Here is a 25,152-nt window from a genome sequence, read left to right on the forward strand (position 1 = left end):
GCTGGATATGAGATTTACGGTCAAGGCGAAACTTGCCAGCGCGTTCGGCCTGGTCATCGTCCTGTCGATGGTCGCCGGCGGCGTCGCCTACATGAAGCTCGGCGACATGATGGCGACGGCCGACAACATGGTCCTGCGCGCCAAGCGCATGGAAAAAGCCACAGAGATCGAAAAGCACATTCTCATCCAGCTTCGTGCGGAAAAGAACGCCATCATCGGCAACGAGGGCGAGGTCGAGCAGGCAGCAGCCGATGCCGCCAAGCGCCGCGAGGCCGCCATGAAGACCAAGGATGAGGTCTATGCCCTGGCGAGCGAGGCGGGCAAGAAATTGCTCGACGCCTTTGCCGTGACCTACGCCAAGATGAATGCGTATCAGGAGGAGACGATCCGGATCGCCAAGACCGACAAGGTCAAGGCGGCGGATCGCTCCACGACCGAGGGACGCAGAATCGTGAACGAAGCGCTCGACTCCATGGGCGCTTACGTCGAAAACACCAAGAAGCAGATGGCGGACCAGGCGGTCGTGTCGAAGGAAGAGGGACATCAGGCCCAGTTCATGCTGATGACCCTCCTGGGCGTTTCGCTGATGGTCGCGATCGCTGCCGCCTTGTGGATTTCGATCTCGATCAGCCGCTCCCTCGGCCGCGCAGTCAGCCTCGCCGGAGCAGTGGCCGACGGCGATCTCAATCAGACGATCCCCTCTGCCAGCAATGACGAGATTGGCGACCTCATCAAGTCGCTCAACATGATGGTCGGGAAGCTCCGGCAGATCGTGGCCGAGGCGCTCACCGCCGCCCAGAACGTCTCTGCCGGCAGCCAGGAGCTTTCCGCCAGCGCCGAGCAGCTCTCGCAGGGCGCGACCGAGCAGGCCTCGTCGGCCGAAGAGGCGTCGTCCTCGATGGAGGAGATGGCCTCCAACGTGAAGCAGAACGCCGACAACGCCAACCAGACCGAGAAGATCGCGGCGCAGTCGGCCAAGGATGCGGAAGCCAGCGGCGTCGCCGTGGGCCGCGCCGTCCAGGCGATGCAGACCATCGCCGAGAAGATCACAATCGTGCAGGAGATCGCGCGTCAGACCGATCTGCTCGCCTTGAATGCTGCAGTCGAAGCCGCCCGCGCGGGCGAGCATGGCAAGGGCTTTGCGGTGGTCGCCTCTGAAGTACGCAAGCTCGCCGAGCGCAGCCAGGCTGCCGCGGCCGACATCGGCACGCTGTCGAGCGAGACCGTGAAGGTGGCGCAGGAAGCAGGTTCCATGCTGTCCAAGCTCGTGCCCGATATCAAGAAGACCGCCGAGCTGGTCCAGGAGATCACCGCCGCCTGCCGCGAGCAGGATGTCGGCTCCTCGCAGATCAACCAGGCGATCCAGCAACTCGACAAGGTCGGCCAGCAGAACGCCAGTGCCTCCGAGCAGGTCTCCTCGACCTCGGAAGAGCTGGCCTCGCAGGCCGAGCAGCTCCAGTCGACCATCTCGTTCTTCCGCATCGAGCAGGGCGGGCGTAGTGAAAGTGCCGCGCCCGCGTCGGTCGACCGCGCGGTCACCCAGCTCCGCAGCAAGGCGGTGCAGATGCAGGCGGCGGATCGCGGCGGGAAGAAGCCGGTGCCCGCTCGAAAGCCGGCGCGCGCGATGAAGGTCGCAAACGGCGGCGGTTTCGCCTTCGACATGCAGGACGGCGAAGACGATCGCGACGCCGAGTTTCAGCGCTGACCCCCCAGAACCATCGGAGCCTGGACCCAAGCATGGCCGCAACCTCGCAATATTTGACGCTCGGGCTCGCCGGCGAGACGTTCGGCATCAGCATCCGCAACGTGCGGGAAATTCTCGACATGCGGCCGATCTCGCGCCTGCCGCATGCCCCGGACTTCCTGCTCGGCATGATCGACGTGCGCGGTTCCGGCTACCCGATCGTGGATCTCCGGACCAAGCTCGGCCTGCCGGCTATCGCCGCCACCGAAGCGACCCGCATCATCATCCTCGACGTGCCGATGAAGGACCGTCTCGTCGGCGTTGGTTTCGTCGCCGACTGCGTGTTCGAGGTCACCGACATCGACGAGCAGGCGATCGAGCCGATCCCGGAGGTGGGGGGAAAATGGCAGTCCGACTATGCCGTCGGCATCGGCCGCAAGGGCGAGAAATTCGTCGTGATCTTCGATCTCGCCAAGCTGATGGCGCATGACCGGATCCCGGAGAGCACCGACACCGACGCATCCCGGGCCGCCTGAATTGATATGCGTGACGCGTTGCCGATAAGTACCCGTAATTCGAACCGACGAGATCGACCATGAGATTCACTGTCAAGGCAAAGCTCGCCAGCGCGTTTGGCGTCGTCATCCTGCTCTCGATGATTGCGGGTGCCGTCGCCTACCTGAAGCTTAGCGACACCGTCAACACGGCCGAGCACCTGTCGGCGCGCGCGGCCCGTCTGGCCAAAGTCTCCGAGTTGCAGCAAAGCGTTCTTCTCCAGGTACGGGCCGAGAAAAACACGATTCTTGCCGCGACCGAGGCCGACCAGGATAAGTTCATCGGCCAGATCATGCAGCTTCGCGAAACGGCGCTGAAGGTCAAGGACGAGACCTATGCCGGTGCGAGTGAAGCCGGCAGGAAGATGATCGATGCATTTGCCGTCGCCTATACCGCGTCGAACACGGTGCAGGACGAAACCATCAGGATGGCCAAGCAGGATAAGGTGAAAGCCGCCGAACATTCGATGAATCAGGGCCTGAAGACGACGACGCAGGCCCTCAATGCCGCGAACGACTACATCAGCTACGTCAAGAAGGCGATGGCCGAGGAGAGCGCTGAGGCTCGGCTGGAAGGCAGCCGGGCGATCACCATGCTGCTTGCGCTGGTCGGCCTGTCCCTTGTGATTGCCGCGGCGGCCGCGTTCTGGATCGCGCTCAATATCAGCCGCGCGCTGGCGCTTGCCGTCGGACTGGCCGACGCTGTCGCGGTCGGCGATCTCAGCCACAAGATCGATTCATCCAGCAATGACGAGATCGGCGACCTGATCAAGTCACTGAATACGATGACGGTGAATCTGAACCAGACGGCTGCCCTCGCCAACGAGATCGCACAGGGCAATCTCATGGTTGAAGCCAAGCCGCTGTCGGACAAGGATACGCTCGGTCTCGCGCTCGAGCGCATGGTGGTGAAGCTCCGCCAGATCGTCTCGGAAGCCCTGACGGCGGCACAGAATGTCTCCGCGGGCAGCCAGGAGCTGTCCGCCAGCGCCGAGCAGCTTTCACAGGGGGCGACCGAGCAGGCTTCGTCGGCCGAGGAGGCGTCGTCCTCGATGGAGGAGATGGCCTCGAACGTGAAGCAGAATGCCGACAACGCCAACCAGACCGAGAAGATCGCGGCGCAATCGGCCAAGGACGCCGAAGCCAGCGGTGCAGCGGTCGGCCGCGCCGTCAACGCGATGCAGACCATCGCAGAGAAGATCACCATCGTGCAGGAGATCGCGCGCCAGACCGATCTGCTCGCGCTCAACGCGGCGGTCGAGGCCGCGCGCGCCGGCGAGCACGGCAAGGGTTTTGCCGTGGTCGCCTCCGAGGTCCGAAAACTTGCCGAGCGTAGCCAGGCAGCTGCCGCCGAGATCGGCACGCTGTCAGCCGACACCGTCAAAGTGGCGCAGGAAGCAGGCTCCATGCTGTCCAAGCTCGTTCCCGATATCAAGAGGACGGCAGAGCTCGTCGAGGAGATCACCGCGGCCTGCCGTGAGCAGGACGTCGGCTCCGCTCAGATCAACCAGGCGATCCAGCAGCTCGATAAGGTCGGTCAGCAGAACGCCAGTGCCTCCGAGCAGGTGTCCTCGACCTCGGAGGAACTCGCCTCGCAGGCTGAGCAGCTTCAGTCGACGATCGCCTATTTCCGCATCGAGCAGGGCGGCAGGAGTCAAACGCCGGCGCCGATCGACCGGGCCGTCAATCAGCTCCGCGCCAAGGCTGCGACCATGGCGGCGGCCGAGCGTCCCGCCAAGAAACCGCAGGCCAAGCCGGCACGTGCGATGAAGGTCGCCGGTGCTGGCGGCTTTGCTTTCGATATGAACGACGGCGAGGATGATCGGGACGCCGATTTTCAGCGTTGAGAGTTTTCTGGGATAGGTCCGCCTCGGAGGCGGGCCTATCTGTCTTCTGCTGTCAAGTGAACGCGTAGGACTCAAGATGGCCCGTTTGGCCCGACATTCCCTGCATGCGGGCCTTCGAGGCCGGGGTTGGCGGCCGTGATGCCCGCCGTGCAGGATGCGGCTGTGCATCTATCGGACCGTCATTTTCGGACCATCGCCGAACTGATCGAAGGTCAGGTCGGCATCAAGCTGCCGCAGGGCAAGCGGTTGATGTTGGAAGGACGCCTGCACAAGCGCGTGCGTGCGCTCAATTTCTCCGACCTGAACGAATATGTCGACAACCTGTTCGAGGCCGATCATTTCGAGGCTGAACTCACCCATCTGATCGATGTGGTGACGACCAACAAGACCGACTTCTTCCGCGAGCCGCAGCACTTCGACTTCATGCGGGAGATCGCGATTCCGGCGCTGCTCAAGTCGCATGGAAGCAAGAATGCGGATCTGAAGTTCTGGAGCTCGGCGAGCTCGACCGGCATGGAAGCCTACACCATCGCCATGGTGCTGGACGATATGACGCGGAACGGATCTCGGTTTCAGTATCGCATCCTCGGGACCGACATCTCGACTGCGGTGCTGCGCCTCGCCAAGACCGCGATCTACACCCGTGACGTGCTGGCGCCCGTGCCGGAGCCGTTCGTGAAGCGATATTTCCTGTCCTCACGCGACAAGTTGCGTGGCGAGGTGCGGATAGTACCGGAATTGCGACGCATGACGCATTTCATGCGGATGAACCTCATGGATCCGTCCTATCCCGTCGACCGGGACGTCGACCTGATCTTCTGCCGCAATGTGCTGATCTATTTCGACAAGCCGACGCAACGAAAGGTCGTCGAAAGGCTTTGCAGTCACCTGCGGCCGGGAGGATATCTGCTGGTAGGACATTCCGAGTCGATGGTTCACAGTGCCGTTCCAGGGCTGAAGCAAGTTCAGCCGACCATTTTCCAGGTCTGATCGGGAGCACATTCATCATGCCGAGGGAGAAAGTTCGCGTACTGATCGTGGACGATTCGGCGTCGGTGCGCCAAATCCTTCAGACGATCCTCAACGATGATCCCGACATCGAGGTGATGGCGACGGCGTCCGATCCGTTCGTGGCGGCGCGGCGTCTCCAGGACGAAATCCCCGATGTCATGATTCTCGATCTCGAGATGCCGCGCATGGACGGCATGACGTTCCTGCGGAAGATCATGGCGCAGCGTCCGATCCCAGTGATCATATGTTCCTCGCTCACCGAGGAAGGCTCGAACGTGATGTTCGAGGCATTCGAGGCCGGCGCAGTCGACATCGTGCCGAAACCGAAGATCGACACGAGACAGGCGTTGCTCGAGTGCTCCACCCGGCTGCGTGAATCCGTGAAGTCGGCAGCGCGCGCGCGTGTGCGGCCGCGCACGGAACGGCGAGTGATCGAGAAGAAGCTGACAGCCGACGCCATCATCCCCCCTCCAGTGCAGGGAAAGATCAGGCCGGCGACCGAGGGCATCGTATGCATCGGTGCATCGACCGGGGGCACGGAAGCGCTGAACGACGTCCTCGAGATGCTGCCGGCGAATTGTCCGCCCATTCTGATCGTGCAGCATATGCCGGCGGGCTTCACGGCTGCTTTCGCCAAGCGGCTCGACAGCATTTGCCAGATCCGCGTCAAGGAGGCGGAGGATCGTGAGCCGGTATTGCCGGGCTGCGCGTACATCGCGCCGGGCGCCCGCCACATGCTGCTCCAACGCATCGGCCTGCGCTATCAGGTCGCGATCAAGGATGGCCCGCCGGTGTCGCGGCATCGGCCCTCCGTCGACGTGTTGTTTCGCTCCGCGGCCCAGCATGCCGGCGCCAACGCGCTCGGGGTCATCATGACCGGCATGGGCGACGACGGCGCACGCGGCATGCTGGAGATGCGTAAGCTCGGCGCCTCGACCCGGGCGCAGGACGAGGAGAGCTGCGTGGTGTTCGGCATGCCCAAGGAAGCCATCGCTCATGGTGGAGTCGAGAAGGTGGTCGCGCTGCACCACATTCCGCGCGAGATCATGCACTGGTATCAGGCTGGGCACGCGGCGACGGCGGGTTGATCGCGATGACTGCTCCTTCTGCCGGCAATTTGACGGATGCGATCGCCGCGGTCGAGGCCGTCTCGTCGCGCATCGAGGACGTGTTTGCGCGCGTCGGCCACGAGCTCGGTCGCGGCCACATCATCTTCAAGGAGCTGAATCTGGGTCTCGCGTCTCTTTCCGGGGAGCTCTCCGGCGCCGAGATCGAGGGCGCCGCAACCGCGCTGCAGGAGATCGCGGCGCGGCTGAGTGAGCTGGCGCAGGCACTGCCGGCCGAGAGCGCGCTGCTCGCGATGATCGGCAAGAGCACGACCGAGGCGTCCGCGCTGTTGAAGTCGCTGTTCAAGCATATCCAGATGATCACCATCATCGCGCGCAGTGCGCGGATCGAGGCGGCGTCGCTCGAGGGCGATCGCGAGGGCTTTCTCGCCTTCACACAGGAAGCCTACGACCTTGGCAAGGCCGTGCAGGGCTCGATTGAGGGCTGCGCGCGGGACCAACAGCGTCTGTCGGAGGCGGTCGCCACCGCATCCGGCCGGCAGAAGGAGTTCGAGAGTCGCTACGGCGATCAGCTGGTCGCAGAGAGCGCCGAACTCGGTGCGGCCTATTCCGGCCTGCGCGACCAGCGCAGCAAGAGCAGCCATCTCGCCGATCTCGCAAGCGGCAGCACGCGGAAGATCGCCGAGGCGGTCGGCAGCGCGATCATTTCGTTGCAGGCTGGTGATAGCACGCGGCAACGGCTCGAACATGTCTGTCATGGTCTGCGTCTTTCCTCCGGCCCGGAGCCAAGTCTGGTTCCGGGGACGACCGCGAGCGAAGACGGCGCGCATGCGATCCGCCGGCTGCAGGCGACCCAGCTCAGGGACGCCCAGCGCGAGTTCGGCGGCGATATCGACCAGATCATCCGGGCGCTGTCGGCGATCCTGCATGATGCGGGGAGCGTCGTCGGTCACGGCCGCTCGCTGTTTGGCGGCGAGAACGGCTCCTCGTCGTCGTTCCTCACCCGCATCAAGCAGACGCTGGCCCAGGCCTCGACCCTGATCGCCACTTGCGAGAACGGCGGCCACGCGGTCGACGAGGCGCTGGCGGTCGTCGAGGAGACGCTGGCGAAATTCCGCCAGGCCATTGCGGGCCTGGCCGAAGCCTCGGTCGATATCACGCTGATCGGCATGAATGCGGGCCTCAAGGCGAGCCATCTCGGCAGTCGCGGCAGCGCCTTCGTCGTCATCGCCAACGAGCTCAAGGCGACCGCCGACCAGGTTTCGGCCGGCGCCGGGCGCTTGCGGCCAGTGCTCGATGGCATCGAGCGGTCCGCCAACGAATTGAAGGAGCTCCGCGTTCAGGGCGATCCTACCCAGCTTGCTAACCTCGAGCCGCAGATCCTTCAGGCGCTGCGCGAGGTCGAGGCCGGCAATGAACGGCTCGGCAAGCTGATGAGCCGGCTCGTCGACGAAGGTGCCGAGTTCGAGGGGCTGATGAATTCGGCGCAAGGTCTGATGAGCTCGCTCGGCGAGAGCTCTGCGACGCTGCCCGCCGTCGCTGCGCGCCTCGAGACCGTAAGCGCAGGCGCGCATCGTCCGCAGCCACAAGACGAGGTGCTGCTCGACGATCTGTTCGCGCGTTACACCATGGAGCGCGAGCGCGATGTCCACCGGGAGTTTTTGCAATCTCTCGGGCTTTCGTCGACCGCTGCCGCCCGCCGGGCCGAGGTGATCGAGGCGGCGGATGACGGGATAGAACTGTTCTGATCCCGCCGCCGAAGTCGCGCATGCGGCGACGGCAATTTGACGGATTGATTTTGCAGGGCGTTAACCGTGGCGGAATACGCGCCGCGTCGGTCATTGTCGCGCCCCAGAGTTGGTTGCAAATACATTTGAAATTTTTACGGTGGATGTCTTCATGCTGAGAGACGGCAAATACGCTGCCTGGTTCCGGACCGCGCGCGGTCAGGGCACGGGCCTCGTGGAGTTGGTCGATGGGCAGATCACGGGCCGCGACACCTTCTTCACTTATGGCGGCTTCTATCAGGTCAATCAGCAACGCTTCACGGCTGTCCTTACCGTGAAACGGCATACCGAGGGCAATCCGAGCGTATTCGGTCCTGACGAGGTCGAGGTCGATCTCTCCGGCGTCTGCAGCGGCGCGATGGCGACATGTTCGGGGACGGCGAGGGAGGCGCCCGAGGTCGGATTCGAGTGCACGCTGATCTATAGCCAGGAAGAGGTGCTGCCGGCCGACGCCAAATGCGCGATCGTGAAGCTCAATGCCGACAAATTGCCCAGGGGGCCCGACAGCCGGTCGCGGCCGCGAGCACCGTTCACGCCCTCCAGGCCTCCTGCGTCCTGATGTTTCCCGCGCCTTAGCTTTGCGTTGACGTTGTTGTCGCGAAAGCATGCGGCGGCCGCACCGCGGCAAGAGTGCTTTTAGATGTGAAATCTAGGTTGAGGCCCATAACAAAAGGCGGACAGGGATATGCCTCAGATCTGGATGACATATGACGAACTCGCGGCGCTTACTGGCTGTAGTGCCGCCGAAGCCAGGACGCAGGCGCTGCATCGGTTACTCGATCGCCGCAAAAGCCGCGATGGCAACACCCGTGTCAAGTTGGATTTCGCCTTGATGACCCGGTTCTTCGAGACCATTCGTGAAGCCGAATTCGGTCTTGATGACGCGATCACGGCACTGCGAGAAACGCACCGGCAGATGTCCGTCGCCTCCGATCAGGAGCGGCGCGGCATGGCGCCAGTTCGACGCTCCGGCAGCAGTCGGCTCGGTTCGAATCAGGCATAATCGTTCAACCGGAATTTACCGCGCCCCTTGGTGTTTCACACCGGAACGGGTCGAAACCAACGGGATCCGGGCTGGGAGGTTGCCATGATGAGAGCCGTGTGCCTGGCGGGTGCGATGGTTTTTGCGCTCCCGCTTCTTCTCGCGACGGCGGCCAGTGCTGAAGTGGTCAAGCTCCAAGCGGAACTCAGGGGCAGCAACGAGGTGCCGCCCAATGCGAGTTCCGGCTCCGGCAAGGCCGAGGCGGCTTTCGACACCAATACGAAAGTCCTGACTTACACGGTCACCTACGCGGATCTGACCGGCCCCGCGCTTGGAGCGCATTTCCATGGACCGAGCGAGGCCGGCAAGAACGCCGGCATCGCGCTGCCGTTCAAGTCGACGCAGAGCCCGATCCAGGGCACGGCGACCCTCACCGATACGCAGGCTGCCGATCTCCTGGCCGGCAAATGGTATGCGAACATTCATACCGCGGCCAATCCAGGCGGCGAGCTGCGCGGGCAGATGGCAAAGTAATCTATTGGACCAAGCTGCACATCGCGCCTGCGATGTCGGCTGACTCTACGCGGGTCAGGACGGCGGCCTGGGCAGGAAAGCCAGAACGGTCTGGGCGAGGATGATGCCGAGGATGCCGCCGGACGCCTTTTGCAGCACGTCGAGGACCCCCGGATCGCGGTCGGGCACGATCGCCTGCAACGCCTCGAGGCCGATCGCGACTGCAATCACGAATGCGCAAGCCAGCTTGAAGCGTCCCGGCAGCAGGAAGGACAGCAGGAAGCCGAGCAGGCAATAGGCGCTGAAGCGCTCGATGACGACGACCCAATACGCCTCGGCATGGCCCATCAGCACCGGCCTGCCCGCAAGCGTGGCAAGCGTGGCATAGACGATCAGCGCAAGGCAGACGGCCGCAGCTGCGATGAGGTGGTTTCGGCGCATCGCCGGATCATAGCCGGTCGACCGGCGCGCCGCTTTCAAAAGCGGAGAACATCGTTAAGGAGCGTACATCGTCGACGACGCGTTCATGACCGTTGGTTCGCAGCGGGGCAGGTCGGGATTACGGCTGTTCGAATTCGGGTCAACGGCCGGTCAGGCCACCCGTGCAGTGTCTCGTGTCGGAGCTGCGAGCGAGGTCGCTCCACGCCGCGCCGCCATCAATTCGCTGAATTTCGCGAAGGGCAGCGGCGCAGCGACGAGATAGCCCTGGCCCTCTTCGACGCCGCACGCGATCAGGGCGCGGACCTGATCCTCGGTTTCGACGCCTTCCGCGACAACGGTCATGTGGAAGTCCCTGGCGAGCGCCACCAGCATCTCCACGATCGTCGTGGTCGAGGCGTCCACCGCGATGGTATCGACGAAGAACTTGTCGATCTTGATCGTGTTGGCACCGAGCCCCTTCAGCCGCGACAGCCCGCTATGGCCGACGCCGACATCGTCGATCGCGATACGGAAGCCGTAGTCGCGCAGCTCGGCAACCACAGCTGCGGCGCGCGCCAGATCGTCGAGCTCGTCGCGCTCGGTCACCTCGATCACGATCTGGCGTGCCGAAACCCGTGCCGCAGCGACGGTGCTGCGGAGCGTTTCGACGAAGCCGGCGCCGAGGATGTGCCTCGGCACGACATTGAGCGAGAGCTTGAAATCCTTGTCGGCCTTGAGCAGCGGCTGGAGGTCGGCCAAGGCGCGGCCGAGCAACTGCCAGGTCATGGCTTCGATTCGTCCGCTGGATTCCGCGAGCGGAATGAAATTCATCGGCGGAACCACAGTGCCGTCTTCGCGCAACCAACGTGCGAGGATCTCACAGCCTCGGATCTCGGAGGTGCGAAGATCGAAGATCGGCTGGAAGTAGGGCTTGAACTCGCCACGCGCCAGCGCTCGGTCGAGATCCGCGACGGGGCCCTCCGTGCGCCGGGTCCGCGACAGCAGGACACCGAACAGCAAGCCGAGCGCGAGCGAGACCGCCATCGCAGGCCAATAGGCTTCGCTGTTCCACGTCGACAGCACCGATTTGTCGATGCGGATGACCGCGCGCAGCGGATAGCGCGCCGAGCTTTTCTCGAAGTCGATCGGATGCAGCAGCGCCTTGCCGGCATCGAGTGCGAACTCGCCGAGCTGTGCGCCGTTCTTCAGCGCAAGCAACACTTCGCCATGAGCGCGCAGCTCGGCCGGCATGATGTCGAACAGGCTGGAGTTGATGCCGAGAATGGCGACCAGCGCCTTGTTGTCGCCGATGTCCCTGAGCACGCCGAGTGCATCGCCGCCGAACTGCTCGACGCGGAACAGCATCAGCTTCGAATCGCGCGATGCAAGCATGTCCGTCCGGTTGACCCAGCCCTTGTCGAATTCGAGGGTCTCGGAATAGGCCGAGCAGATCACCGAGCCGTCGGAATTGACGAGGCGGACGTCTTTGACGGCGGAGCGTTGATAAACATGCAGACGGATCGCCTGGAGCGAGGCGGGCGCGCATGTCGCGAGCCCGCGGCCGGCCAGCTCGTCGAGGCTTGTGGTTGCGAAATCAACGGCGAATTCGGACCGGCGCAGCACGACTTCGGTCAGCTCGTCGAGCTGGCGCGTCTGCTGATCGTGGATGAACCGCGTCGCCGCGATGTGACCGGCGAGCGCGAACGCTGCCATGCCCGCAAGCACGAGCGCCGCCAATGAGAGTCTCGGCCGTGCTGCTGTCATCCGGCCCGCGGAAGTTAACAAAGGGTGGCGGCACCCTAGCCTGGGAGGCGCTAAGATAGGGTTTAAGGAGATCGCATGCGATCGTTTGACCTGATGTTCAGGATGATCGGTCTCCACGTCCCCGGGGAACAGCACTGGGGCGGGCCGAGAGTTCCGCTGGTCGAGGCGGGCTATGCCGCGCAAGTTCCTCTTATCGGCAGGCTCGCCCGCCGGCGCAGGCGCCAGGCTCTCCCCTCAGCACATGGCCGCTCGGGGCTCCGCCCGTTCACCGCCGATTGTAGGACCAGCCCTTGTCTACATCGGTGGGATAGCGGGCCGCGAAGTAGGGATTCTTGAGGCAGTTGCGTGCGGGATCGTAGATCCTGCCCGCGCATTCGCGGAAGTTCAGGAATCTGCAATCGAAGCCAAACGCACACCAGGGCGCACCCTTCGGAAATCCGAAATGCACGGGAACTTGCGCCGACGCCATCGAAGGCAGGGCCAGGAGGACAATTAGGGCAAGAGCGCGGGCCAACATGGTGCAATCCTCCCACAAATGATCGGTCGGATACCAAGGCTATCGAGCGATCGCCCTTGGCGAGCAACAGCCGACGTTCGGTTGGATAGTCTAACATCCATACGTGGAGAGAGCGAGGGCGCCGTAGCGCCCGGACTACGTCGCTTCGCGCGGTTGTATCCGGCCAGTGCCGACGGCAATCGTCCGCGAACGCCGCTCACCCTGTGCGGGCGCGCGCTAGCTCTTCTTGGTGGCCTTCGATTTCAGCGCCAGGCCGAGACGCAAGGCCATGCGCTTGATCGCGTCGGGCGATCGCCCGAGTTGCTTCGCCGCTTCCTCCAGCGACGTCGAAGACTTGGCCAGCTCCATGAGCCGGCGGTCTTCCTTGAACGACCAGGGCTTCCGCGCCATAACCGAAATGATCCTCTTGCATCGACACAACGACAAAGCCGCCAAGCGGACCCATGTCGCTCGACGGCTTTGCTTGGGTGGGGCCGGGCCCTTGGGGGAAGCCCGGTGCAGAGATGGATATGCGATCGGCGAGACTTCGCAACAAACAACGCGGATTAAGCTAACTGCTCAACCTTACCGCGACGAAATCAGCCGCTGACGCTCCGTATAATTCCGGGGTTTTTCTCGATATCGAGCCGAGCGGCGATGATCGCCACTCTCCGACCTGATGCTGCGCAGCCGCGTCAGGCTGCGCAGCATCGTCCCGTGACCGGGCAAGCCCGCTTGAAAAATCCTCTCATGCCGTCATCCGGGTGTTTCACGTCAAGATTGCAAATCATCGAATCAGGTCGAGCTCTGATCGAACGCATCATCGGAAAATTTGTTCCGTTGCCGGGTGCTGCGCGCCGCGCCGATTCAAAAATCGTTGAAGATCGATGTCGTGACGGAGCTTGCGCGCACACCAGGCGCATCTCGCCTGCATCCGTCACGAGATCGTCGAATTCGTTCGGCTATGATCGTGCGAACGATACGAATAGAAGAAGATCGAGATGCTTCAAAAAACGCTGTCTGCCAAGCCTCTAGCGAAGATGAGAGAGCGGGCATTCGAAGGTGTCTTTCTCGGTGTTGCGCTGATCGCGATGGTGGGATGGGCTTATTTCGTCATCCTGCTGTCGGTGAAATTCTTCTTCTGGCTGGTCAGTTGATGCGAACGATCAGGACGGCAGCACGCTGCTGCCCAAAAATTCCCACCTGTGACGACAAAATCAGCGAACGCCATCATGATCTCGACACAACTCGAAGATGAGAATGTTCGCGTCGCGAATTGCGACGGCCGTGCATTCTGAGTGGGGCAGCCGAGCGCTGCGCGGTGCGACAGTAACCATATCCGGCAAGGTCAGACCGCGCCGGTCATTGTTCCCCACGCACGTCCCCATTTGGTTGCGCATGGTTCTTGCGGGCGTGTCCTGTTGATCCGTGCCGCCCCTGGATCGCGAAAGAGGTGCGCCATGACGAGCATCAGGAACAATAATGCGCCACGGCGATATTTTGTCGATGCAGTCGGCCGGCGTGTTCTGATCGGTCTTACGCCGGAGGAGACCTTCGAGTTCGAGCGGCTCGACAGCGAGCCGGATGACGGTCGCGCCGGAGCAATCTGGATCGAGCGCGGGTCTCAACCTGCCCCGGGTGAGCAGCGCTGGCTGGAGCTATACGCCAAGCATGAAGATGCGTGGAAGGTCTGGATGGCGCGGAGCCGCGTCGATCAGCCCTATCTTTAGTTTCTTGCGGACCGATGCGGTCAGGCTGCCGTCGCCCTTGTGCAAGACGGCAGCCGTCGCGAAGGGAGGATCGACCCGCTATCCGAGGCCGATGCGCTTCTGCTGATAGCCGCGATCGAGAATGGCTTGCCACCATTGCCGATTGTCGAAGAACCAGCGAACCGTTTTGGCCAGGCCGCTCTCGAAATTTTCGTCGGCGCGCCATCCGAGCTCGCGCTCGAGCTTCGAAGCATCGATGGCATAGCGGCGATCATGACCGGGGCGGTCGGCGACGAACGAGATGAGGCCGCGCCGCGGGCCGGCCGCGCGCGGCGACATCCCGTCCAGCAGGTCGCAGATGCTTTCCACGACATGCAAATTGGTGCGCTCGTTCCGGCCGCCGACATTATAAGTCTCGCCGACCGCGCCGCGTTCGAGCACCAGTGTGAGTGCCTTGGCGTGATCCTCGACGTAGAGCCAGTCGCGGATATTCTGGCCGTCGCCGTAAACCGGCAGCGACTCTTCGGCGAGACCCTTGATGATGATGTGGGGAATGAGCTTCTCGGGAAAGTGATACGGCCCGTAATTGTTCGAGCAGTTCGTCACCATGGTCGGAAGGTCGTAGGTCTCGCGCCAGGCGCGGACCAGGTGGTCGGACGACGCCTTGCTCGCCGAATAGGGCGAGTTCGGTGAGTAGGACGTGGTCTCGGTGAAATAGCCGTCCTTGCCGAGCGATCCGAACACCTCGTCGGTGGAGATGTGGAGGAAGCGGAATTTGGAACGGCGGTCGGGGGGCAGAGCTCTCCAGTATCGCAGCGCTTCCTGCAGCAGCGTGAAGGTGCCGACGATGTTGGTCTGGATGAATTCGCCGGGGCCGTCGATCGAGCGGTCGACATGGCTCTCGGCCGCCAGATTCATCACCGCGGCGGGCTGGTACTTCTCGAACAGCTTGCGCAGCGAGGTAGCCTCGCAAATGCATTGCTTCTCGAATGCATAACGCGGGTTTGCCTCGGCGCCAGGGAGTGACTCGAGATTTGCCGCATAGGTCAGCTTGTCGATGTTGACCACGCGCGCATGCGTGTCGCGGAGCAGATGACGGACGACCGCGGAACCAATGAAACCCGCACCGCCCGTGACGAAAATCGTGGAGCCTTCGAAACGCATGGATGATATGCCTCAGTCTTGAGCGGCGAAGGAACGGGCCACCGATTGCAGATATTCGCCGTAGCTGCTCTTGGCGGTCTTCTCGGCCACCTTCTTGAAGGCTTCGAGAGAGATGTAGCCGCGTCGCAAGGCGATTTCCTCGGGGCAGGCGATGCGCAACCCCTGGCGCTGCTCCAGGATCTGAACGAAATGGCTGGCTTCGACCAGCGAGGCGTGGGTGCCGGTGTCGAGCCATGCAAAGCCGCGCCCGAGCACTTCGACGAACAGATCGCCGCGGGCGAGGTAAGCGTTATTCACGTCGGTGATCTCGATTTCGCCACGCGCCGACGGTTTGATTCCCGCGGCGATGTCGACCACGCTGTTGTCGTAGAAATAGAGGCCGGTCACGGCCACATTCGACTTCGGATGCTTGGGCTTCTCTTCGATCGAGCGCGCGCGCCCGTCATTGTCGAGCTCGACCACGCCATATTGTTCGGGCGCGTTGACGACGTAGCCGAAGATCGTGGCGCCGCTCTTGCGTGTCGCCGCCCTGGCGAGCATTTCCGGAAGTCCGTGGCCGTAGAAGATGTTATCGCCGAGAACCAGGGCGACGGAATCCGATCCGACGAATTCGCGACCGACGATGAATGCGTCGGCAAGACCGCGCGGGGTTTCCTGGGTGGCGTAAGAAAAGTTGACGCCGATCTCCGATCCGTCGCCGAGCAGGCGCTGGAACAGCGGCTTGTCCTGCGGCGTCGAGATGATGAGAATGTCGCGAATTCCAGCGAGCATCAGTGTCGACAGCGGATAGTAGATCATCGGCTTGTCGAAAACCGGCAGCAGTTGCTTCGACACCACTGTCGTGACGGGATAAAGGCGCGAGCCTGTTCCGCCAGCGAGTATGATTCCCTTCATAGGTCCCTCTGGTTTACCAACTTGAAAATATCAGATAGTGTGCGCTGCACAAGATTGTTGTGCGCACGGAGCTGAAGTCGCTGGAATGAACGTTATCAAGACAGACCTGCCCGAAGTTCTGATCATCGAGCCGAAGCTATTCGGCGATCAACGCGGCTTTTTCTTGGAGACCTACCAGTTCGAGCGCTACGCGCAGAACGGTGTTGCACAGCCCTTCGTCCAAGACAATCTGTCACGCTCGCGTCATGGCGTATTGCGTGGGCTGCACCTGCAAAATCCAGGCGCGCAGGGCAAGCTGGTCACGGCGCTTCGCGGCCGGGTCCTGGATGTGGCCGTCGATGTGCGCGTCGGTAGCCCGAATTTTGGCCGTCATGTGGCGGTTGAATTGAATGAGGACAACCGGCGGCAATTGTGGGTTCCTCGCGGCTTCGCGCATGGCTTCGCCGTTCTCTCCGAGACGGCTGACTTCTTCTACAAATGCGACGCGCTCTATAGCCCGAAGGACGAGATCTCTGTGCGCTGGAACGATCCGGCGATTGGTATCGATTGGGGCCTCGCAGATCCCTCACTGTCGCCCAAGGATGCCGATGCGCCCTTGCTCGCAGATGTGAAGAATCTCCCGCGCTACGGGGAGATCTGACATGAGGATCCTACTGACGGGTTCTGCGGGGCAGGTGGGCGGAGCGCTGCTTCCGATGCTTCGGGAGCGAGCCGATATCGTTGCGCCGTTGCGGGATCAGTTCGATCTGTCGCGGCCGGACGAGCTTGCCGGCAAGCTGGATTCGATCAAGCCGGATCTGATCATCAATCCCGCTGCCTATACGGCTGTCGACCGCGCGGAAGACGAGCGAGAGCTCGCGTTTCGGATCAACGCTGAATCTCCCAAGGCAATTGCCGAGTGGGCCGCGCCCCGCGGCGTGCCGCTGGTGCATTTTTCGACCGACTACGTCTTCGACGGTTCCGGCGATCGCCCTTGGCGCGAGGACAGTCCGCCGGCGCCACTCTCCGTGTATGGCCAAAGCAAGCTCGCGGGCGACCAGGCCATTGCCGAGGCGGGCGCGCTGCATGTGATCGCGCGCACGTCCTGGGTGTACGCTGCAACCGGGGCAAATTTCCTCAAGACGATCGTGCGGCTCGCCGGAGAGCGCGAGGAGTTGCGCATCGTTGCCGACCAGGTCGGTGCGCCGACGACAGCCAGTGCGATTTCGCAAGCGGTGGTTGCGATGCTCCCCAAAGGCGACGACGACCTCCGCAAGACGTTCGAGCAACGAAGTGGCGTCGTCAATCTGGTCTGCGCCGGCGAGACCAGCTGGCACGGCTTTGCGACTGCGATCGTTGCCGGTTTGCAATCGAGGGGCGCTACGTTCGCCGTGAAGGAAATTGTTCCGATCCGTTCGGACGAATTTCCCGTGAAGGCGAAGCGGCCGTCCAATTCCCGCCTCGATCTCACGCGGCTGCGCGAGCGGTTCGGCATCACGCCGCCGAGTTGGCAGCAGGCGCTCGATCGTGAGCTGGATGCCCTGAACGCCTCGATCTGAACGTCCTCCGCCCGGCTCACGGGGCCGCGCCGCAGCATAACGTTCTGTGGCCTTTAGCCTTTGTTAACCATCCAGGGCCCATTTTCCGGTCTGGCGCCTCGAAACCGGAAATGCACGCATGTTTCAGCTCTTCTTGCGGGCCCGAACCCACAATTTCCTGAAAGATCGTTTCGGCGGAGAGCAGACGTTTCGCGCCCGCTCGCCCGAGCGCGACGCCGAAACCGATCGCACGCGCGTTGAGGCGATCATGGTCGCAATCGAGGAGGCGCTGCATGCGGCGGAGCGCGAGCAATCCGGCCTGAATCGCCGGGTGGAAGACGTGCTGGCGCGTGCAGCCGTGACAATCGGCAATGGTGATGATGAATATCTGGAGCGCGAGGCGCTGGACAATCACCACCAGGATCTGTTCGACAAGGAAATCCTGAACGGCCAGCGCAGGCTCAAGGAGCTCAGCGCTTCGATCGCCCATTTCAAATTCCTGAAGGCGGCGATGCTCAGCCGATTCCCGGAATACCGGCCGCCGGTAAGCCAGGCCAACTGACGGCGCGCGCAGGCGCGACGGATTTTTGTCTTGATGCATTTTCTTGACGCGAACCGGTATCCACTTCGCTCGAAAACGCCACCTAGATCGCGAGCATGCTGTTGCCCTGTATAGACAGCAGCGTCAGGTTGCCGGTGGCATACGCTCCGGTATCGATATTGGCGCGGTTCTCGAGCAACTCGGCCTGGCGCACGGGCGTGTGGCCGTGCACGACGTATTTCCCAAAACGTTTCTTGCTCTGGAGAAATTCGTCCCTGATCCAGAGCAGATCCTGCTCACGCTGCTCGGACAGCGGGATGCCCGGACGAACGCCCGCATGCACGAAGAAGAAGTCGCCGCATGTGAATGTCGGCCGCAACTGACGCAGGAACGCGATGTGCTGCGGCGGCATTGCGGTCGTGAGCTCGCGCACGAGATCGGATTGTTCATCCTTGCTGAGATCGGAGGCCGCCGAGATCCCGTAGGACATCAGGGTCTGGAGGCCGCCGAACTGAAACCAGTCGGTGGTGCGCGAGGGATCGTCCAGCACCGAGGTGAAATAGGCCTCGTGATTACCCTTGAGAAAGACCGTGTTGCGGCGGCGGCTGCGGTCGATCAGGAGATCCAGGGTGTGACGCGAGTCCGGTCCGCGATCGATGTAGTCGCCGAGAAAGACCTCGATCGCGCGATAGGGGCGGCTGTTCGCCATGTCGGCATCGATGACGGCGAACATCTGTTCGAGCAGATGCGCGCAGCCGTGGATGTCGCTGAGTGCGTAAATCCGTACGCCGTTCGGCAGCTTCGGCCGGGGCGAGTTCTGTGTCGGGATCGTGACCATGGGGTCCAACCCTTGGAGAGAGCTTCGCCCGAGATGTCAATATGCTATCGACCAATTCGAGTCAGCGAGAGTGGTTTTTTGGCCCACGCCAATGTGAACGCCAACTCGCGCGACGGTTGCATTACTCCTGCGATTTGATGAGGCGTCGATCTGCCACGCCGGGCTTCGATCAGCTGAAGCCGCGGCTGTCGAAAGACGGTGCGGCCTTGGTGCGATACGCCGCTGCGCGAGGGCGGACGAGGATCGCGCCGCAGAGATAGCCGAGCTGGAGCACTGTAGCAAAGACCAGGATCGTAACGACCGCGTGAGCCGGTCCCTCGCCGTAGAGTGCGCAGACGGTGCCGATCATCACGGCACCGAGAACAATGATCGGAGGCAGGACGAAAATCCGGAATCGGCTCCCAAGCAACGATCCGATCAGCAGACTCAAAACGGCGACGGCACTCACGGTACAACTCCCCCGAAACAGCCGTGAGTGTGAACGATGCCGACCTAAGGGCGGCTTAAGCAACAGGGTTGAGCAACCGTTCAAATGTGCGCGCAATGATGTGTAAAATTAGCGCGATCTGGCGCGAAACGCGGCGCGATGCTGCGCTGAATGTCACGCGTGTGACAGCACATTGAGCATGCGCGTATGCGGGTATCGCATTGCAAAAATCGTTTTGATTTTTTCGTTGCAGTGCCGCAATGTTGCTTTGTTTGGTTAAGACACTGTCCAAGACGCATCGCAAATTTAATGGACTGCTTGCAATTTCCGATTGCGAGTGCGTGACGAGGCAGCGAGGTTCGGATGGCTGTAGCAACTTACGGTTCGGAAAACTTCTATTCGGTTGTCTCGAACCGTGGTGGAGCCCTCCAACGCCCCCTCCAGATCGCCCTGATCGCGGGCGACTTCCTTGCACTCATGCTCAGCTATTTCGCAGCGAGTGGTTTGTATCGCATGCTCGTGGCTGAGCAGGATTCGTCGGTTGGTGCGGGCCTCGTCGTCGCTGCGGTGTTTGTGACGATTTCGTATTTCCAGGGCGTCTATGATCATCATCGCTTCCTGAGCACGGTCTGGCAGCTCCGCAAGACGCTGGCGATCTGGGTCGTCTCATTGACCATTCTCGCGGTCGAGGCGTTCCTGCTCAAATCGTCGGCCGATCTGTCGCGCGGAACCACGTTGCTGTTTGCCGCGACCGGCAGCGTTGCCTTGGGCGGGCTCCGGGTCCTGTGGCGCATAGCGCTGAACTCAAGCTACGCCAGAGGCCGTCTGGTCGACCGGAAGATCCTGCTGCTCAGCCTGAAGCCGCTCGATTTCACGTCGAGCCGTTTCAAGGATCTGCGCAAGCACGGCTTCAACGTCGTGCGGCATTTCGTCCTCGGGCCATCCGCAGAAGGCGCGGGGTGGGACCACGAGATTCGCGACATCGTCAGTCAGGCGCGTGCGGCCGATGTCGAGGAATATCTTCTGGTCATCGACTGGGACGAAATGCCTCTGCTCCAGAAGCTGAGCCAGCACTTGCGCGTGGTTCCCCAGCCGATCCGCCTGTTGCCTGACTTTCCGATCGCCGATCTCGTCTCCCGCCCGTTCCAACCCGTCAGCGGAACGGTTGCCATCGAAATCCAACGTGCGCCGCTCACTGTGTTCGAGCGAGCGCAGAAGCGCTGCCTCGACATCGGCCTTGCCTCGTTTGCCCTGTTGCTGCTGGCACCGTTGCTGGTGACGGCTGCGGCCATGATCAAGCTCGACTCGATCGGGAATGTGATCTTCAAGCAGTCCCGGCGTGGGTTCAACGGCAAGCCATTCCAAATCTGGAAGTTTCGGTCCATGACGGTGGCCGAGAACGGCCACACCGTGACGCAGGCGACCAGGTCTGACGCCCGGGTCACCCGCGTTGGCCGCGTCTTGCGACGGACCAGCATCGATGAGTTGCCGCAGCTCTGGAATGTCCTGCGCGGTGAGATGTCGCTGGTCGGGCCGCGACCGCACGCGCTGGCGCATGACAATTATTACGACCAGCTGATCAGCAACTACGTGTATCGGCATCACATGAAGCCGGGCCTGACCGGTTGGGCCCAGGTCAACGGTTTCCGTGGCGAGACGCCGACCATCGACCTGATGGAGAAACGGGTTGAATACGATGTCTGGTACGTCAGCAATTGGAGCATCTGGCTCGACATCAGGATCATCCTGAAGACCGCGCTGGCGCTGGTCCATCAGGAAGCCTACTGAGCGGTGCGGAGCTCGGTCCGTCGGGCGGCAGAGCTATTCTTCTGCGGCATCAACCGGCGAGCTGGCGAGGTGTTCTGATCCCGCGGCGGCCGAGAGTCGCCGCCGGCCTCCCAGCCACCCCGGCGCTTCTCGGTTGGGGCACATTCCAACAGGATTCCTGCTCATCCCGCTGCACGGCGCCGACGTCCGCATCCCCGCCTGGATGGTCATGTCGGCGGCCGACAATTGCAGGACAAGCAGTTCCCGAAATCGCCGTTCGGTTCGCACGGGCGCTCAGCCGCGGGCGGGTTTTCCGTCACGATGCGCCTCAGCAGAGGTGCATCGTAGCTCTCGCCGGCGGCGATTTGCCGGGCGCCCCGCGAGACGGTCGGACCGGACAGGGTTGGGACGATCGACACCGCCCATGCAAGGCAGAGGCCGCCAGCAAATAATTGGCGCCGCGCGCGAACCAGCGCGAGCCGTGAGATGTACCGCCTTCGGTCTTAGGCGCCCTCGACATAGTAGGCGTTGTAGTGCGAGCCCTTGTAGCCCTCGATGCGCTTCAGCATCTTCGGGTTTGCGCCGTTGAGAACGGCGCCCAGCACCTTCTTCTGAATGCCTTCGGAGCTCGACAGCGACTCCTGCAGGGCCGTACGCGTCGTGCGGCCCCATTCGATGACATAGACGTAAGCGTCCATGAGGTGGCTGATGGCCTTGGCATCGGTCACCGGCATCAACGGCGCAAGATCGATGACGATGTAGTCGTATTCGTTACGCAGCAAGGTCAAGAGGTCGGCCATCGCCTTCGAGGCCATGATGTCGGCGGAGTTCACCATGCGCGAAACGGCGAAGGAGGGCAGGAAATCCAGCCCGGTCTCTGCGCTGCGCCGGATGTGGTGGCCGACCGACTGCGGATTCTTGAGCGACTCGAGCAGACCGCTCTTGGCGGTCGGGTCGAGCTCCTTGGTCAGCGAGCGCGTATGAAGGTCGCCGTCGATCAGCAGCACGCGCTTGCCGGTGAATGCGGTGAGGTGCGCGAAGTTGGCTGAAACCGTGGTTTTGCCTTCCTTCGGAAGCGAGGACACGATGCCGATGACCTTCACCTCCCGCGACAGGCGGGCGAGATCGATCGAGACCTTGATGTTACGCATGGTCTCGGCATAGCGCGAGAAGGGATGATCGATGACGTAGCGCGACAGCTGGCCGCTGGCCTCGACGGGGGCGCCATCGGACGATCGCGATCCGCGTATTTTCGGCAAGCCCATTGCCTTGGTCCCGATGGCGGGGAGCACGCCGAGGCATTTGACACCGATTTCGTCCTCGACCTCGATCGGCGAGCGCAGCACGTCGCTCAGCATCTCGCGGGCAAAGGCGGCGCCCAGGCCGAAGCAGAGGCCACCGAACAAGGCCCCGATCAGCGAGAGTACGGTCTTGGGGGAGCTCTTGCGGTCCGGCTTCACAGCGGTGCTGATGATGCGAGATTCGCTGATCGGGAAGCTCTGATTCTGCATTGCCTGCTGCTGCTTCTCCAGGAAGCTGTTGTACAGGTTGCGGTAGGTGTCGGCAGCGCTTTCCAGATCACGCAGCTTCACCTGTGCCTGTCCGGTGTTGCCGGCCTGGCTGACCAGGTTCTTGAGGTTTTCCTCCAGCGAGGTCTCGCGGCTCTTGGCGATTTCATAATCGCTGCGGTAGGCATCGCCGATACGCTTGACTTCGTCCGCGATCGACTTGCGCAGCTCTTCCATGCGGTTGGCGAGATTGACCGAGGCCTGATGGGTCTTGCCATAGCGGGCCGACCAGTCGGAATACTGCGCCGACAGATCGAGGTATTGAGCGCGCAGGCGGGTGATCACGGGATTGTTCAGCGCGTCGGTGACCGTCGGCTGGGCAATATCCTTGTCGCTGATCGCCTCGATGCGGTCGAGCCGCGCCTTGGCCTCGGAGGTGGCCGCGCGCGCCTGGATGAGCTGCGTGTTCACGTCGGTGAGCTGCTGCTCGTTCATCAGGCCGCGGCTGGTGCCGACGATGTTGTTCTGGCTCTTGAAGGTCTGCACGGCGCGGTCGCTGGCGGTCGCCTGCTCGCGCAGCTCGGCGCTGCGCTGCTGCAGCCATTCGCTGGCACGCTTGGTGGACTGGTACTTCGCGTCGAGGGCGCCCACGATATAGGCATCAGCGATCTCGTTGGCGATCTGGGCCGCTTTGTCGGGGTCCCGCGAGCGGAAGCTGGCCGACAGGACGTAGGTCGTCAGCAGGCGCTCGACCTTGAGGTTGTTCTCAACTGCGGCGACCGTTCCGCGTTCGATGCGTTCCTTAGATGAGGGCCCGTCCGATCCGAACAGTCCGATGACCTTTCCGATAATGCCGGGCAGCAGGCCCGGATCCGAGCCGTTGAACTCGGGATCTTCCGTCAGGTTCATGCGACGGACGACGGACCGAATCAGATCGTCCGAGGTGATGATCTCGACCTGGCTGTCGACGAAGCCGGGGTCGATCAGCGCGTTGGACGTGCCGTTATCCTTGTCGAGCACCTGCGTCTGGCGCGTGTCCATCAGGATGCGCGTGTTCGCCGTATACATCGGCGTGGCCGTCAGCAGGTAAACGAGGCAGATCGCCAGCGCGACGCCGGCGACCCCAGCGATAACCGGCCACTGCCGGCGCAAAATGCCGATGATACGCTCGAGACTGAGACTCGACCCCGCCAACTCCAGGGCGGATCTCTCTTGCACGTGGAATTGCTCTCTGGGCTGATACATCTGAATGTTCATCGACCTGACGTGAAATTATTGGGGGAGCGGCGCAGGAGCAAACGGATCGCCGACATCCGTACTCCATTCGCCAGTCATGAGGCTGTTCGCAGAGCTGGAAGGCTTTTGGGGCGACGATCCCGGCGTGCCTCCAGCCGACGGGGACGCCACCGCATTCGGATTGAATTCGACGGCCTCGAGCTCGGCGGAGTAACCGGCGCTCACGGCCGAGTCCGCCAGTTTCTGAATAAACTGGCTGATCTTCTGCGCAGTCTCGGGCTTGCGAGGCACACAGATCAGCTGCGCGCGGCGCAGGGCCATGCCGATCGCATTGCGCTCGACGTTGGAAGATTCGCTGACGAGATCGCGTACTGCAGGCAGGATTGTGATGTCGCTTACGACGTAGGCGGCGAGACGGCCCGTGAGCTTGTTGCGATCGCCGCGGACGGTGGGGTCGCGCAGCAGCGACGTAGGTTCGATCTGGAAGACCTTCAGAATGGAGGCGGGGACACGCTCCCCCTGCTCGACGCATTGAGCCTCGCAAGGCCTGGCGGCGCACGCCAGCATCAGCCCTGCGATCGCAAGTGCCGCGCGAAAGCCATCCGAGAATCCGCCCATGGGCCGATCGGCAGATCGTCGTCGTTGAGACAGGGCCAAACCATTCATCGCGTTCATTTCAAATCGGCGCAAGACTTCTCGGCGCAAGACTTCGCTCAAACCGAGTGTCGCGCTTAACTATGTCAAATTCTTGTGCGGTGCAAAACATAGTCGGAAAGCCCCTGAAATTCACAACGAATTTGCTGATGAGCAGATGAGCGGTGAGACGCCCGGATTGAACAGTGAATAGGCAAACGACAATGGCGTCTCTCGAAGCTTGAGTCCCGTGATCGCCTATACTCACGCAGAGGCGGGAAGTTCCTGACTTGTATCGACATCGATTCGTCGCCGAAGCAATTTCAGGGCGAACGGTCAACGACCGATGTCCAGCACCACGCCTCCGCCCTAAAGCTGCGCCGCCAAGTGCCCTTGTGGTCGTGAATACTTGCAACCGCAAGGAGAGTGGCGGTCTGTAGCCGTCCCATCGCGATCAATTGAGGTTGCTTGGTGAGCGCGTCGTAGCGCAGCCATGGTCGCAGAAACAGCAGGGCGCAGCTTTCGAAGAAGGCCGCGACTGTGTTTCTGTTGACGAACGTGTGACGAAACCGAGACAGGCTCGCCCAAATCGCCGCAAACCGCGAGGCTTTGCACAGGATCAACTCCGAGAACCGCAGCTTGGCGTCGTACTCCAGTTCCCGAGCTTGCGAGCGCTTTTGCCACATTCGTGCCGAATGAACAGGTTAACTCCACAGTTCGCGAACACGCAAAGCGAGCAGCATCAACGCAAAGGTGTTTTGCGTGGTGAGCTTCTTGTTCTGCACAGGGCAGG

26 protein-coding genes are annotated in these 25,152 nt (G+C 62.3%); 15 read left to right on the forward strand and 11 right to left on the reverse strand.

The window, feature by feature from the left end; translation table 11 throughout:
- Window positions 1-7: 7 nt before the first annotated feature.
- From JQ587_RS24475 to JQ587_RS24515, 9 genes are all read left to right on the forward strand, one after another.
- Window positions 8-1,705, forward strand: coding sequence for a methyl-accepting chemotaxis protein (locus tag JQ587_RS24475; protein ID WP_212426978.1), 1,698 nt, complete (start codon window positions 8-10; stop codon window positions 1,703-1,705).
- 32 nt (window positions 1,706-1,737) lie between these two features.
- Window positions 1,738-2,220, forward strand: a complete 483-nt coding sequence (locus tag JQ587_RS24480; RefSeq protein WP_212426979.1) for a chemotaxis protein CheW — start codon at window positions 1,738-1,740, stop codon at window positions 2,218-2,220.
- Between the two features lie 59 nt (window positions 2,221-2,279).
- Window positions 2,280-4,085, forward strand: a complete 1,806-nt coding sequence (locus JQ587_RS24485) for a methyl-accepting chemotaxis protein (protein WP_212426980.1) — start codon at window positions 2,280-2,282, stop codon at window positions 4,083-4,085.
- 135 nt (window positions 4,086-4,220) lie between these two features.
- Window positions 4,221-5,075 carry a CheR family methyltransferase gene (locus JQ587_RS24490; protein WP_212427006.1) on the forward strand — a complete coding sequence of 285 codons (855 nt, stop codon included), beginning with the start codon at window positions 4,221-4,223 and terminating at the stop codon, window positions 5,073-5,075.
- A gap of 17 nt (window positions 5,076-5,092) precedes the next feature.
- Window positions 5,093-6,184 (forward strand): protein-glutamate methylesterase/protein-glutamine glutaminase, encoded by a 1,092-nt coding sequence (locus JQ587_RS24495; RefSeq protein WP_212426981.1) that lies wholly within the window; start codon window positions 5,093-5,095, stop codon window positions 6,182-6,184.
- 5 nt (window positions 6,185-6,189) lie between these two features.
- On the forward strand, window positions 6,190-7,911 hold the full coding sequence (locus JQ587_RS24500) for a methyl-accepting chemotaxis protein (RefSeq protein WP_212299868.1): 1,722 nt from the start codon (window positions 6,190-6,192) through the stop codon (window positions 7,909-7,911).
- A 151-nt stretch (window positions 7,912-8,062) separates the two neighbouring features.
- Window positions 8,063-8,509: a hypothetical protein gene (locus tag JQ587_RS24505; RefSeq protein WP_212426983.1), complete on the forward strand. Its 447-nt coding sequence runs from the start codon at window positions 8,063-8,065 to the stop codon at window positions 8,507-8,509.
- Window positions 8,510-8,635: 126 nt separating this feature from the next.
- Window positions 8,636-8,953 carry a hypothetical protein gene (locus JQ587_RS24510; protein ID WP_212426984.1) on the forward strand — a complete coding sequence of 106 codons (318 nt, stop codon included), beginning with the start codon at window positions 8,636-8,638 and terminating at the stop codon, window positions 8,951-8,953.
- Window positions 8,954-9,040: 87 nt separating this feature from the next.
- Entirely contained in the window at window positions 9,041-9,466 is a 426-nt protein-coding gene (locus tag JQ587_RS24515; RefSeq protein WP_433995308.1) for a CHRD domain-containing protein, read from the forward strand.
- A gap of 54 nt (window positions 9,467-9,520) precedes the next feature.
- Here JQ587_RS24515 and JQ587_RS24520 read toward each other — a convergent pair whose 3' ends face one another.
- The 4 genes from JQ587_RS24520 to JQ587_RS24535 all read right to left on the reverse strand — a co-directional run bounded on the left by JQ587_RS24520 (window position 9,521) and on the right by JQ587_RS24535 (window position 12,536).
- Window positions 9,521-9,886 carry a VanZ family protein gene (locus JQ587_RS24520; RefSeq protein ID WP_212426986.1) on the reverse strand — a complete coding sequence of 122 codons (366 nt, stop codon included), beginning with the start codon at window positions 9,884-9,886 and terminating at the stop codon, window positions 9,521-9,523.
- A gap of 150 nt (window positions 9,887-10,036) precedes the next feature.
- On the reverse strand, window positions 10,037-11,629 hold the full coding sequence (locus JQ587_RS24525; RefSeq protein ID WP_212426988.1) for an EAL domain-containing protein: 1,593 nt from the start codon (window positions 11,627-11,629) through the stop codon (window positions 10,037-10,039).
- A 265-nt stretch (window positions 11,630-11,894) separates the two neighbouring features.
- Window positions 11,895-12,146 (reverse strand): hypothetical protein, encoded by a 252-nt coding sequence (locus JQ587_RS24530; RefSeq protein ID WP_212426989.1) that lies wholly within the window; start codon window positions 12,144-12,146, stop codon window positions 11,895-11,897.
- 216 nt (window positions 12,147-12,362) lie between these two features.
- Window positions 12,363-12,536, reverse strand: coding sequence for a hypothetical protein (locus JQ587_RS24535; protein WP_212299862.1), 174 nt, complete (start codon window positions 12,534-12,536; stop codon window positions 12,363-12,365).
- 590 nt (window positions 12,537-13,126) lie between these two features.
- On the opposite strand from JQ587_RS24535, the gene JQ587_RS24540 reads away from it, so the two are divergent.
- Both JQ587_RS24540 and JQ587_RS24545 read left to right on the forward strand, forming a co-directional pair.
- Entirely contained in the window at window positions 13,127-13,282 is a 156-nt protein-coding gene (locus JQ587_RS24540; protein WP_212299861.1) for a hypothetical protein, read from the forward strand.
- Between the two features lie 303 nt (window positions 13,283-13,585).
- Complete coding sequence (locus JQ587_RS24545) at window positions 13,586-13,855, forward strand: hypothetical protein (RefSeq protein WP_212426990.1); 270 nt, start codon at window positions 13,586-13,588, stop codon at window positions 13,853-13,855.
- 78 nt (window positions 13,856-13,933) lie between these two features.
- Here the strand turns inward: JQ587_RS24545 and rfbB are convergent, their stop codons facing one another.
- Window positions 13,934-14,998, reverse strand: a complete 1,065-nt coding sequence (gene rfbB / locus JQ587_RS24550) for a dTDP-glucose 4,6-dehydratase (RefSeq protein WP_212426991.1) — start codon at window positions 14,996-14,998, stop codon at window positions 13,934-13,936.
- Window positions 14,999-15,010: 12 nt separating this feature from the next.
- On the reverse strand, window positions 15,011-15,892 hold the full coding sequence (rfbA, locus tag JQ587_RS24555) for a glucose-1-phosphate thymidylyltransferase RfbA (RefSeq protein WP_212299858.1): 882 nt from the start codon (window positions 15,890-15,892) through the stop codon (window positions 15,011-15,013).
- Window positions 15,893-15,977: 85 nt separating this feature from the next.
- Between rfbA and rfbC the strand changes: the two genes are divergently transcribed.
- The 3 genes from rfbC to JQ587_RS24570 all read left to right on the forward strand — a co-directional run bounded on the left by rfbC (window position 15,978) and on the right by JQ587_RS24570 (window position 17,971).
- Complete coding sequence (rfbC, locus tag JQ587_RS24560) at window positions 15,978-16,532, forward strand: dTDP-4-dehydrorhamnose 3,5-epimerase (protein WP_212299857.1); 555 nt, start codon at window positions 15,978-15,980, stop codon at window positions 16,530-16,532.
- A gap of 1 nt (window position 16,533) precedes the next feature.
- Window positions 16,534-17,430, forward strand: coding sequence for a dTDP-4-dehydrorhamnose reductase (gene rfbD, locus JQ587_RS24565; RefSeq protein ID WP_212426992.1), 897 nt, complete (start codon window positions 16,534-16,536; stop codon window positions 17,428-17,430).
- Window positions 17,431-17,548: 118 nt separating this feature from the next.
- The gene (locus JQ587_RS24570; protein ID WP_212299855.1) at window positions 17,549-17,971 is read left to right on the forward strand and encodes a hypothetical protein; all 423 of its coding nucleotides are present in this window, start codon (window positions 17,549-17,551) and stop codon (window positions 17,969-17,971) included.
- Between the two features lie 82 nt (window positions 17,972-18,053).
- Here the strand turns inward: JQ587_RS24570 and JQ587_RS24575 are convergent, their stop codons facing one another.
- On the reverse strand, window positions 18,054-18,788 hold the full coding sequence (locus JQ587_RS24575; protein ID WP_212299854.1) for a metallophosphoesterase family protein: 735 nt from the start codon (window positions 18,786-18,788) through the stop codon (window positions 18,054-18,056).
- Between the two features lie 169 nt (window positions 18,789-18,957).
- Window positions 18,958-19,236 carry a hypothetical protein gene (locus JQ587_RS24580; protein ID WP_212299853.1) on the reverse strand — a complete coding sequence of 93 codons (279 nt, stop codon included), beginning with the start codon at window positions 19,234-19,236 and terminating at the stop codon, window positions 18,958-18,960.
- A gap of 342 nt (window positions 19,237-19,578) precedes the next feature.
- Here JQ587_RS24580 and JQ587_RS24585 point away from each other — a divergent pair, with 342 nt between their 5' ends.
- Window positions 19,579-21,003 (forward strand): undecaprenyl-phosphate glucose phosphotransferase, encoded by a 1,425-nt coding sequence (locus JQ587_RS24585; protein WP_212426993.1) that lies wholly within the window; start codon window positions 19,579-19,581, stop codon window positions 21,001-21,003.
- Between the two features lie 482 nt (window positions 21,004-21,485).
- On the opposite strand, the gene JQ587_RS24590 is transcribed toward JQ587_RS24585, so the two are convergent.
- From JQ587_RS24590 to JQ587_RS24600, 3 genes are all read right to left on the reverse strand, one after another.
- Entirely contained in the window at window positions 21,486-23,735 is a 2,250-nt protein-coding gene (locus JQ587_RS24590; protein ID WP_212299851.1) for a polysaccharide biosynthesis tyrosine autokinase, read from the reverse strand.
- Between the two features lie 27 nt (window positions 23,736-23,762).
- Window positions 23,763-24,443 carry a hypothetical protein gene (locus JQ587_RS24595; RefSeq protein ID WP_212426994.1) on the reverse strand — a complete coding sequence of 227 codons (681 nt, stop codon included), beginning with the start codon at window positions 24,441-24,443 and terminating at the stop codon, window positions 23,763-23,765.
- 239 nt (window positions 24,444-24,682) lie between these two features.
- Window positions 24,683-25,045, reverse strand: coding sequence for a hypothetical protein (locus JQ587_RS24600; protein ID WP_212426995.1), 363 nt, complete (start codon window positions 25,043-25,045; stop codon window positions 24,683-24,685).
- Between the last annotated feature and the right edge of the window lie 107 nt (window positions 25,046-25,152).

It is taken from the genome of Bradyrhizobium manausense, assembly GCF_018130615.1.
Lineage (GTDB): Bacteria > Pseudomonadota > Alphaproteobacteria > Rhizobiales > Xanthobacteraceae > Bradyrhizobium > Bradyrhizobium manausense_A.